Origin of the sequence: Corallococcus sp. 4LFB, from assembly GCF_046520365.1 — a bacterium.
Classification (GTDB): Bacteria; Myxococcota; Myxococcia; order Myxococcales; family Myxococcaceae; genus Corallococcus; species Corallococcus caeni.
Genome location: NZ_JBKGHJ010000321.1, coordinates 1 through 10,321 on the forward strand (window position 1 = coordinate 1; position 10,321 = coordinate 10,321).

Here is a 10,321-nt window from a genome sequence, read left to right on the forward strand (position 1 = left end):
GGGCCGGTATGGCATGCCTCTCAGGGTATGCCCATGCGGCCCGGGCCCGTCCGCCTGCCGAAGCGCCCTGTTTCACCTGATGGTTCACGCACGTCCAGGAGGCGCGCCCCTCATGCGTGGTGCTCGCCACTGCGGAGGGGCAACTCTCTCGCCCCGCGAGTAACCCACTCCCGCAGTGCTTCCTGCTCCGGGGCGTGAGCGCACGCCGAGTCATTCGCCTCCACCAGAGCCTCAACGCATCCTCGGCGCCCAGCGCGTGCAGCGCCGCGGCCTCTGCCGTTCGGTACTCCGCCTTCGCCCTGGCCATCCGCGTCCGCGATTCGGCACTCCCGTCCATTGTCGCGTACGCTCGCTGCAACGCCACCTCCACCCGCCGCAGTGCTTCTGCGAGGGCCTCCCGCTCGCTCATCGTCATCCGCACTCCCCATAGCACGCGACGTGCCAGTTCGACGGGCGACGCATGCCAACAACCATTTCCGTGAGGTCGCTTCGTATTGTCACCAGAGGCGGGCGCTCCCTTCCTCCACTCAAGCACTGCTCGACTACGACACATGCCCAGAGGATGGTAATCATTACCCGCCGTCCCAACGCGCATTCGCCCCGAATACACAGCAATGCGAGCAAAGCCACACATGCCCAAAATCCCACGCACTCCTGCTTCGAAGGCTCACGGCACATCCTCTTCCACGAGGGAGCCGCTCCGCTCGTCCGCTCCGAAGCCCACGGGCTCTCTTGAGTCGGCCTTCCGCTCCGCCCTTGATGAGGAGTTGGCGCGCCCACTCGCCAGCCTCGTCGCGAGACTGGCCGGGGTGGCGAGGCGCCTCGCCCCGGAGCCCCAGCAGGAAGTGTCGAGCCAGCGCCCAGGCCCCGACGCGAGGCGTCCTCCCCCTACGCAACAGCAGCGCCGGCCCCCGCTCCCGCCTCCCGCGCAACAACAGCACCGGCCTCCGCTCCCGCCTCCCACGCCTACAGCCAGGGCATGCGCCGTCATCGGCTGCAAGCGCCCCCACCGCAGCCAGGGCTACTGCGGGGCGCACTACCAGAAGCGGCGCCTCATGTTGGCCACGGGGCGCCTGCACGCCGCATGGGTGGAGGACGCCGCGCCCCACAGCATCCCCGAAGTCATCCTGCCGCGCGGGCGCAGGCCCAGGGCTGACGCCGCGCCTGCTACGCCGGCTCCCGCCGTCACCCCTGCCCCTCGCATGTGGGTGCGCAAGAAGGGGGCAACGGGGGCGGACGGCGCCGCCGGCCCTGGGGCGCCCACGCCAGCCGGGCAACCCAACGCGAGTTCGGAGCAGGAGCGCGCCAAGGCCACCGTCCAGCGCTGGGCCAGCGAGTTCCGCTCGGGGAAGCGGCGCGCCTGAAGCGGCCCCGTCCGCGCCAGGCCCCCTCCTGCCCCAGGAGGGGCGCCCTTCCTGCGCGGTGACGTCAGGGCCGCCCGTCCGGTTCGACGGGGGTCAGGCGCCCGTCCATCGTGACGCGCAGCACGTGGGCGGGCGCGGACACACCAGCCCGGCCGCAGAAGACTTCGTCGAGTCGCTGATTCGTCGTCCCCACCACGAGGCTCCCCGCCTCATCCAGCGCGTGTGCCAGCGGCGCGCCTGGGAGTTCCACCCAAGGCGTGGCGCGCCACCGTCCCTCGGACGCGTCGACACGCACCAGACGCCCGTCTCCACCAAACAGGTGCGCGAGTCCCTCCACCACCACGAGGGTGCCGTGCACCCGCACGGCCAGCAGGGGGTTGGCATGTGGTTCCTCCAGCACCGTCACCCGCCCTGCCTCGTGCACTTCCAGCGTGCCGCCAAACTCCCCGGAGTCCCGGCCGACGAGGCAGGCCTCCCCCATGGCTTCGAGGACGGACGCGAAGTCCGCTCCAGGTACGTGCGCGCATGGCCCCTCTCGTGACGGCGCCTTCGGCTTGTCCCAGTGCAAATGGATGGACGTGGGGCTCTGGCACATCTGCCAATCCGGGCCGCGCCCTGGAAGCACACTGGGGGGCTCAGAAGGCGACGCCGGCTGCACCTCATCACCGGAGAGAGCCTGCAGGGCCCACCTCGCGTGGCTCCGCGCCACAGGAGAGGCATGCGTCGTCAGCACCTGATGGAACAGCGGCTCCAACTCTTCCCTATGGGCCCGGAAGGTGGAGCTGCCCAGCGCCCGGACAGCAGCGGCCTGAACTTCGCTGTGCGGCGCATACACCGCCTGGCGCAACGCATCGAGAGCGGCTGGGTCTCCCACGCGTCCAAGAGTCTCCGCCGCCCGCGCGCGCTCCCACCCCTCCTCCCCCGTGGCCAGCAGGCGCAGCAGCGGCCCCGTCGCGACTGGCCGCGCCACCGGCCCCAGGGACGCGAGGCTCGCGAGGGCCCGGGCGCGGCATTCAAGCACGGCGAGCTGCTGGAGGACCTCGGGCACCGCAGCAGGGCTGTTGAAGGCCACCAGCGCCTGCAGCGCCACGGGCGTGAGGCGCACGTCCGCCCGTTGTAGCCCCTGGAGTACCTCGGGCTCGGCCTTCGCCCCCTGGCGCTCGTAGGCCGCCAACACCGACGCCACGTAGGCCGCTCGCGGGGTACACCCGTCGAAGATGGCCTCGCAACTTGGCGCTGGAGCTGCCGGGCAGGACATCCCTGGCGGGCGCCGGAGAGTGGGCTCCGCCAGCTCTCGCGCAAGGAGCGTCCGTAGGCGCGGGACGAAATTCTCAGTGAGCATGGAGGCGCGCCGGGCGAGCACGTAGCGCACCCGCACCAGCGCCTCCCAGCTCGATTCCGGGTTCTCCAGCACGTCCAGCAGCACCGGAACCAATTTCGGCCCGAGGTGCTCCAGTGTCGACGTGGGCGACTCCATGAGGTGTCGCACCATGGCTGGAGCTGCTCGCGCGTCATCGAGTGAGGAGAGCGCGTGCAGAGCCATTCCACCGGGCTCGCGTTCATAGGCTTCGAGGAGCGCAGGCACAGCCTGCCTGGCCTTCTCTTCCATCGACGCCAGCGCGAGTGCTGCACCTCCGCGGACCCGACGCTCCCCATGGCAAAGAAGCGGAATCAGCCGGGGGACGACGTCCTCCCCCTCTCGCCCCAGCTTCCACGCAGCACACTGCTGCTCCGGCGGCAGCCATCGCTCCCCACTGTCTGGGCCGTGGACTTCCTGCAGGAGCGCAAGGCACGCGTCGGCCCCCTTGCAGCAGCCCTCCCACGTCATGACGTCGTCCCGCCTCCACGCCTGCCGGGCACACCCCAGCGACAGCGCCACCACCGCGCACACGAGCCCAGCCAGCCAGCGGGGGCGCCCGGACCTCACCTCTCCCTCCATGTCATCGCCTCTCATTCTCCCTTCGCGGTGAAGGGACTCCGAACCCAGCGCTTCAGCCAGTCACGAGCCGCGCAGCGAAGGAGCGCTGTGCGCGAGGGGCCTTCACGACGCGGGTGCCGGCCATCCAGTCGTGAAGACACCGCCGGTCCTCTCCAACGCAGAAGAGCGCGTCCACGAGGCCGAACCACCCGCAGTAGCCGCAGAGCGCAATCGGGAGCGCGTTCCTCAGCAGGGCGATCCTCCACACCTCCGCTGGACGGCCATCTCTTCGGACGACGCGGATTCCCAGGAGCCTCTTGCCGAGACTCGCCCCCGTCCCTCGAATCAGGCTCGCCTGCACGAACAACACGAGGAGCGCCGGGGCGTAGACGACCGGAGCCTTCATCGCCGCCTCGTCCGGAATGGCCAGACACCGAAGGACGCCCAGGAGCAGGGACGGCAAGAGGAGCGCGAAACCATCGACGAGGCTTGCCGCGAGCCGGGCCCTGCGCGTCGCCAACTCAGGAGCGGCGTGAAGGCACCCGAAGCACCGGCCCGCCCAGGACAAGGCACAGAAGGCACAGACGAAGGTGCCGCAACGGGTACAGGCACCGGCAACGGAGAAGCCTGGGTGCTCGGAGCATTGGGCTTCCGAAATCGATTCAGCGGCCTCGCGGAAGTCGGACATGGGGAGCCGCAGCACAGCTACCCCGCCCCAAGACGGCAAGTTCCTTCAACGAGAAGTTCCCCTTGCACCCACAAATGCAACCCAACAGGTTTAGTCCACTCGACCTTCCCAACATTCTCCTTGCCACCCACGGGTTACCGCGACGCCTGTTTCCACTGATTGGGGGAGCGTCCCGCTCAAGAAATGAACCCTTGAAGCGCACTGCTCCAGGGAAGATCCACGGCGGAGGGACCCTATATTTGGCGGGCGGAGCGACCAACCTCGATTGCTGCGCCTCGATAGCGTCAAGGCTACGCGAGGACCTGTATCATCATGGTCCAGCGAGGCGCGTGGAGAGCATTGTCGGCTTGGCGCGTCCACGGGGGCGACAACATTCCTGCCCCAAAGGGCCACTCGTTGGCACTCGCAAGGCCTCGGTGCAGGAGTCTCGGGGTAAAGAGTCAAATTCTACGCCACGGAGAGGGACACGTTATAGACCGACGTGTCCCGCAAGCCGGTGTCAATGGCGTTACGAGGATGAGCCGGGCTCGACCGGTGCCGGTGCATTCACGTCGATTCCGTCCCGGCGAAGCTCGTCCGTGCCGGCCGCAATCGCCAGTGTACCGGGCGGGTTGTCGTACCAGCCCGGGTCCGCGTAGCTCTCCAACCTTTCGCGAACCTTGAGCACGGTGAACATACCACCTGCGGTTATGTAGTCGTGCTTGCCCCGGGCCCCCAGCATGGGAATGGAGTTGGGTGGAACGGGCATCCCCATTTCGGCCATCTCCGCCATGCCCGTCTGTCCCATCGTCATGTAGCCCGGCAGCAGCGAGCGTACCTTCGCGTCCAGAGTCCCCGGATTCACGCCAATCATGTTGGGGAACTCATGGCCCATCTGGTTCATCATGTGGTGGGTCATGTGGCAGTGCAGGGCCCAGTCACCGGGCGCGTCCGCCACGAACTCGATGACACGTGTGCTGCCCACGGGGACAAGCACCGTCCCCTCCGGCTGCCGCGCAGACTCGGGGACGCGTCCGGCGTCCGTTTCGGTGATTCGGAAGTGGTGGCCGTGAAGGTGGATGGGATGGTGGTTCTGCGGGCTCAGGTTGCCCAACCGGATGCGCACCCGCTCGCCCTGGCGCACCACGAGCGGCTCCGTGCCTGGAAACGCCTTCGCGTTCATGGTGAGCACGTTGAAGTCCGTCATCTCGTTCGGATTGGGCCGCCCCGTGCCGACGTCGATGCGCCATTCATGCAACAGGATTGCGAAGTCCCGGTCGACGCGGGGCCCCGCAGGCTGGCGAGGATGGATAATGAACATCCCCGTCAGGCCGAGGCCAATCTGCGTCATCTCGTCATGATGCGAGTGGTACATGTTCGTACTCGCTTGGCGCAGGGTGAATTCGTACCGGAACGTCTCACCCGGGGGGATGGACTTCTGGCTGAGGCCCCCCACGCCGTCCATGCCGCTTGGAAGCAGGATGCCGTGCCAATGGATGGTGGTGGCCGCTGGTAGCCGGTTCGTGACGTAGATGCGCACTCGGTCACCCTCCACCGCTTCGATGGTGGGTCCGTGGACCCGGCCGTTGTAGCCCCAGCAAAAGGCTTTCAGTCCCGGAGCAAACTCGTGCTCCACCTCCTCGGCCACCAAGTGGAAGACCTTCACGCTGTCCACGACCCTCCATGGCAGCTTGGAGCCATTGGGCACCACCACGGGTCGGTAGTCCCGGTTGGGCATTCCGGGGCGCAGCCAGTCCTGCCGCGTATGGCGCTGGCCGATGTCTGCGGCGGAGCCCTCGCGGGGCCCCTGGGCCCTTGGGACGTCTGACTGAGCGCGAGCCGCAGAGCCGCTCAGCAGCAGCGCGCCTCCCGTGAGCGTGACGCCGGCCGTGGCCAGCATGCTCCGCCGCGTCAGCGTTCCCTCGGCTCCAGTCTCGGGAAGGTTTCCAGGGGGGCCCCTGCGCTCCGGAGTCCGAGGAGCGTCATCCTCGCGGCCCGGTGCGTGCTCGGTCTCAATCGTGCGGGTTCTCATGGGGAGTCTCCGTGCCGTTGGCGGTGTCCTGTCCATGCCCGGTGTGCGTCCCAGGCTGTGCTGGCTGCGAGGGTTGCGCGGGCTGGATAGGCGGCCCGGGCTGCGCTGGTGGGGCGGGCTGCACCGGCTGCGTGGGTGATGGCGTGGATGTCGCACGACCCTCCCGAAGCCGGCCGCCTACGAGCCGCTCGAGTTCGGCCCGCGCCATCCAGTAGTCGCGGACGGCCTCGATGTAGCCTCGGTACGCCTCCACCTGCTCGCGCTTGGCGGAGAGCAACTGGAAGAGGCCAATCTGCATGGCGTTGTACTGGAGTTGCGACTGCTCGACGACCTTCTCGCGCAGCGGCAGGACCACCCGCCGGTAGCGGTCCGCCACCCCGCGGAGCGCCAGCAGCCGGGCGCAGGCGGCGCGGACCTCCGAGCGGGTGTTGACGGACAGCTCCGTGAGCCGCCGCTCGCCCTGGCGGTGCTGGGCCTCCAGGCGGGCAATGAGGGCTTGGCGCTGGTCGAAGATGGGCAACTCCAGGGACAAGGTTGGGCCGAAGAGCCTCGGGCCGTCCGCGTCCTGGTGCGTGTGGACGCCCACTTCCACCCGGCCGAAAAAGCGCGTACTCCGCGCTAACTCCAGCGCGTTCCAGAGCAGCGCGGCCTGCTTCCGGGCTGCGTCGATGTCCAGCCGCTGGCGGATGGCAAGCGACTCCAGGTGTTCCAGTGGGGCTTCCTGCTCGGGCAGCGGCGGGAGCTTCTCGGACACGGTCCACTGCGTGCGTGGGCCCCACAGTCCCATGAGGCGGTTAAGGTGCTCCCGGGCCTCCACCCACGCGACCTCACCCTCCGACAGCTCGAGCCGGGCTTCCTCGGCAGCAGCCTGCTCACTGGCAAGGTCCAGTTCGGTGATGTTACCTGCGGAGCGCAGCCGCACAGCGAGGTCCGCCGCCGCTTCAGCCGCCTGAAGCGCCATGCGTCGCAGTTCCACGAGCTGCTTGAGGGCCTGCACCTCACTGTAAGCCTTCCGCACCTCGGCCGCGGTGGCCAGCGCTTCATGCGCCACGCGCAACGTGTCGGCCATGAATTGTTCCCGGGCGACGCGCTTGCGCAGGGGAAGCGTGAAGAGGTTCACGAAGTCCTGCACCAGCGAGACCTCGTACTCTTTGGAGCCAACTCCGGAGATGGGAAAACCGAAGCTCCCGTCCAACGTCGGGTTGGAGAGCAGCCCGGCCTGCACCATGTCGGCCTGCGAGACACCCAGTTCCTCGTAGGTGCCCTGGAGCGCCGGATTGTTGAGCAGGGCCACCTCCACCGCATGGTCCGAGGTGAGGTCTTCCTTCAGGAGCGCATCGAGATGGCGGGCGACCTCGGCATCCTCCGGGGTGCCCTGGTTCCAGCGCGTCTTCCTGCCCAGCCGCTCCTCGACGAGAGCCGCCACCTCCGCGTGGCCACGCTCCTTCTGGATGGACGCGCAGCCGCCCGCCATCAGCGCCGCGCCAGCGAGTACGGCCAGCCTCACGGATGCCCTCCGTGTCCATGCTCATGGCCCGCAGGCGCTGAGCCTGGCTGCCCCGCATCGGTGGCCTCCGCGCCCGAGGGCTTCTCCGGCACCAGCTTCATGCCGCACTTCGGGCAAGTGCCTGGCTTGCTGGACCGCACCTCCGGGTGCATCGGACACGTGTAGACGGTAGTCCCAGCATCCGAGGCAGAGGCTGGAGAGACGGCCCCGTGCCCGGCGTGCCCCGCGCCTTCTGGCGCCTTGGCGGGCGCGGGCACTTCCGGAGTGGGGGCCGCGAATGCGGTCGGCTGGGCAGCAGGTGGGGCCTCGGGCGCATCCGGATTCGAGGGGTCCATCGCAGCGGGAGGCCTCTTCTGCTCGGAGACGCAGGCCGCGAAGGAAAGGATGCTCGCCAGCACAACAAGGGTTCGGCGCATGGGAGACCTCGGGGACATGCAGCCATGGCATCTAGGAAGAGGCCCAATGTCGATGGCCCAGTGGTTCATGGGGTTCACAACCTCACGGCTCCGTGCAACGAGGCCGCTTCACGTTCCACCTGTGACCGAGCCGGTTACAGCGAAACCCGTCTGGGCACTCCGGACAGGGGCCTCGCCAAGACAACTCCGCCTGAACGGGCGCGTTCAGCTGCCGGCACGCGTTGTGCTCTAGCGAGCCGTACCCACAGGATGCCGGACGTCCCCGAAGGCATCCTCACTCCGGAGCAACCAACCGATGAAGAAGAGCCTGATGGGAGTCCTTGCTGCCCTCCCCCTGTTCGCCGCGGCCCCTGCGGTCGCGTGTGAGGAGCACGCCAAGCAGAGCGAGCACGCCAAGCACGGCGAGCATTCCGCACACGGAGGCACGGCCAAGGCCGCAGCGTCTACGCAGAAGCCCACCTCGGCCCCTGCCGCCAAGAACGGCCTCCAGACCGTGGCTCTCACGGTGACCTCCAAGGGCTTCGAGCCCGCGAACGTGAAGGTGAAGGCCGGCCAGCCAGTCCGCCTCGTGGTCACCCGCAAGACGGACAAGACATGCGCCACGGAGATCGTCGTGGCCAACCTGGGCATCAACCAGCCGCTCCCCCTGGACACGCCAGTGACCGTGGAGTTTACCCCCAGCGAGTCGGGCACGCTGCGCTACGCCTGCGCGATGGACCACATCAGCGGGCTCGTCACCATCCAGTAGTCCGCCGCGCCGTGGCGCGGGCCTCGCGTAGGGCCGCGCCGCAGCTAGGCATCCAGCCGTTCCGGGACGACGTTGCGCCGGGAGAACATGGTCTCCAGACAGCGTCCCCGCGCCGGTTCAGCACGCAGCTCGCGGTGTGATTCCCGGAGTTACACCGTGACTCCACGGGCTCCGACTTCCTCGGGCCCGCACGCGAATCTCCCCTGGCGCTCCGTCTCACCCACGAGGGCCTACCCATGGCACAGGCCCTGCAGCCCTCTCTATCGTGCAATCAACTCTCGACATGTCCCAGCCAGCCCTCTCCCCTGTGTGGCGATGCGGCTCGATGAGGCACGTGGCTCTCATGCTGGCGCTGCTCTCTCCGGTGGCGGCGCTGGCCCAGGAGGACGCCCGCGCGCCAGCCATGCAGGCCACCTCCATGCCGGCGCTGTTGACTGACCCAACGCTTGCGCAGCTCCTCACGGAAGCCCTTGAGGCGCGCCCTGAGCTGCGTCAGGCCAAGGCACAGGTCCAGGCGGCACAGGAGCGCGTTCCTCAGGCGGGTGCCCTTCCGGACCCGGTCCTGCAACTGGGCATCCAGAACGACGGCTTTGGCGAGCTGATGATCGGCGAGATGGAGGGCAGCTACTACAGCATCATGGCCTCACAGGCCGTGCCCTTCCCTGGCAAGCGTTCGCTGCGTACCGAGGTCGCACGCCTGGGGGCCAAGGCCGCGTCAACGCAAGTCCTGCGAGCGCGGCTGTCTATCGAGGCTGAGGTGTGCCGTGGCTACCTCGACCTGGTGCTGACGCGCGAGCGGCTCAGGCTGTTGGACCGGCTTGAGGCGCTCTGGAAGCAATCCGCCGAGACAGTCCGCATCCGCTACGAAACCGGTGAGGGCGCCCAATCCGACCTGCTGCGCTCCCAACTCGAACTCAACCGGCTGCGTCAGCGCCGGGTGGCACTGAACGCCGACGAGCGCACCCGGGTGCAGACCCTGAACCGGCTGAGTGGCCGGCCTCTTGATGCGCCCCTGCCCACCACTCTGCGCGTGCGCGACCTGGGGGTGCCGGAGTTCGGTGACGCCGAATCAGCGACGAAGGACGCGCTCGCCCGCAGCCCCGAGCTAGCCCAGGCGCGCGCAACGGTGGAGCAGGCCAGCCAGCAGGTGGCGCTGGCGCGACGTGAGCGCCTGCCCGACTTCACCGTGAGCGCGGGAGTCATGCCCCGTGGCGGCGACTTCCCACCCATGTGGCAGGCCAATGTCGGCGTCACCCTGCCCATCTTCTCCGGGAGGAAGCAAAACCGCGCGGTAGCGGAGAGCCGCGCCAATGCCGAGGCCACCACTCAGGCCACGGAGGCAGTGGAGCAGGTGCTGCGGCTGCGGGTGCTGGAGCGCCTTACCGCCCTGGCCGCGCTGCGCGACACGGTGACCCTCTTCCGCAGTGGCATCTTGATGCAGTCGTCAGCGACCGCCGAGAGCACCCTGACGCAGTACCGCGTCGGACGCGCCTCGTTCGCCTCGGTGCTGGAGGCCAACACCGGCATCATCCGCGACGAGGAGGAGTACCTGCGGACGCTCGTGGATGCGCAGCGCCTCGCCATCGCCCAGGCCGAGGTGAGCCTGGAGCCCGTCGGCTCCATCGCTGCGGGCGGCCTCGGCTCGGGCGGCATGCCGTGAGCGGGCAGC

8 protein-coding genes are annotated in these 10,321 nt (G+C 68.6%); 3 read left to right on the plus strand and 5 right to left on the minus strand.

Translation table 11 applies throughout. The annotated features are described in order from the left end of the window. Nucleotides 1-1,055: 1,055 nt before the first annotated feature. Nucleotides 1,056-1,364 carry a cell wall protein gene (locus ACLEQD_RS28370; RefSeq protein WP_223738432.1) on the plus strand — a complete coding sequence of 103 codons (309 nt, stop codon included), beginning with the start codon at nucleotides 1,056-1,058 and terminating at the stop codon, nucleotides 1,362-1,364. 64 nt (nucleotides 1,365-1,428) lie between these two features. On the opposite strand, the gene ACLEQD_RS28375 is transcribed toward ACLEQD_RS28370, so the two are convergent. The 5 genes from ACLEQD_RS28375 to ACLEQD_RS28395 all read right to left on the minus strand — a co-directional run bounded on the left by ACLEQD_RS28375 (nucleotide 1,429) and on the right by ACLEQD_RS28395 (nucleotide 7,973). After that, nucleotides 1,429-3,303: a HEAT repeat domain-containing protein gene (locus tag ACLEQD_RS28375; protein WP_223738431.1), complete on the minus strand. Its 1,875-nt coding sequence runs from the start codon at nucleotides 3,301-3,303 to the stop codon at nucleotides 1,429-1,431. Nucleotides 3,304-3,355: 52 nt separating this feature from the next. Continuing rightward, on the minus strand, nucleotides 3,356-3,970 hold the full coding sequence (locus ACLEQD_RS28380; protein ID WP_223738430.1) for an RDD family protein: 615 nt from the start codon (nucleotides 3,968-3,970) through the stop codon (nucleotides 3,356-3,358). A gap of 508 nt (nucleotides 3,971-4,478) precedes the next feature. Next, nucleotides 4,479-5,849 carry a multicopper oxidase domain-containing protein gene (locus ACLEQD_RS28385; protein ID WP_141648416.1) on the minus strand — a complete coding sequence of 457 codons (1,371 nt, stop codon included), beginning with the start codon at nucleotides 5,847-5,849 and terminating at the stop codon, nucleotides 4,479-4,481. A gap of 112 nt (nucleotides 5,850-5,961) precedes the next feature. Further along, entirely contained in the window at nucleotides 5,962-7,488 is a 1,527-nt protein-coding gene (locus tag ACLEQD_RS28390) for a TolC family protein (protein WP_141648410.1), read from the minus strand. Beyond that, on the minus strand, nucleotides 7,485-7,973 hold the full coding sequence (locus ACLEQD_RS28395) for a heavy metal-binding domain-containing protein (protein WP_404364298.1): 489 nt from the start codon (nucleotides 7,971-7,973) through the stop codon (nucleotides 7,485-7,487). The genes ACLEQD_RS28390 and ACLEQD_RS28395 overlap by 4 nt, the downstream gene beginning before the upstream one ends. A gap of 241 nt (nucleotides 7,974-8,214) precedes the next feature. On the opposite strand from ACLEQD_RS28395, the gene ACLEQD_RS28400 reads away from it, so the two are divergent. After that, nucleotides 8,215-8,652 carry a cupredoxin domain-containing protein gene (locus ACLEQD_RS28400; protein ID WP_223738809.1) on the plus strand — a complete coding sequence of 146 codons (438 nt, stop codon included), beginning with the start codon at nucleotides 8,215-8,217 and terminating at the stop codon, nucleotides 8,650-8,652. A gap of 343 nt (nucleotides 8,653-8,995) precedes the next feature. Next, a complete protein-coding gene (locus tag ACLEQD_RS28405) occupies nucleotides 8,996-10,312 on the plus strand; it encodes a TolC family protein (protein WP_410388239.1) in 1,317 nt (438 codons plus the stop codon). Nucleotides 10,313-10,321 lie beyond the last annotated feature (9 nt).

Bases quoted from the DNA above. Each gene is read 5' to 3' on its own strand.
- ACLEQD_RS28370 (WP_223738432.1), top strand. From the start codon at position 1,056: ATGTTGGCCACGGGGCGCCTGCACGCCGCATGGGTGGAGGACGCCGCG.
- ACLEQD_RS28375 (WP_223738431.1), bottom strand. From the start codon at position 3,303: ATGGAGGGAGAGGTGAGGTCCGGGCGCCCCCGCTGGCTGGCTGGGCTC.
- ACLEQD_RS28380 (WP_223738430.1), bottom strand. From the start codon at position 3,970: ATGTCCGACTTCCGCGAGGCCGCTGAATCGATTTCGGAAGCCCAATGC.
- ACLEQD_RS28385 (WP_141648416.1), bottom strand. From the start codon at position 5,849: ATGCTGGCCACGGCCGGCGTCACGCTCACGGGAGGCGCGCTGCTGCTG.
- ACLEQD_RS28395 (WP_404364298.1), bottom strand. From the start codon at position 7,973: ATGAACCACTGGGCCATCGACATTGGGCCTCTTCCTAGATGCCATGGC.
- ACLEQD_RS28400 (WP_223738809.1), top strand. From the start codon at position 8,215: ATGGGAGTCCTTGCTGCCCTCCCCCTGTTCGCCGCGGCCCCTGCGGTC.
- ACLEQD_RS28405 (WP_410388239.1), top strand. From the start codon at position 8,996: ATGCTGGCGCTGCTCTCTCCGGTGGCGGCGCTGGCCCAGGAGGACGCC.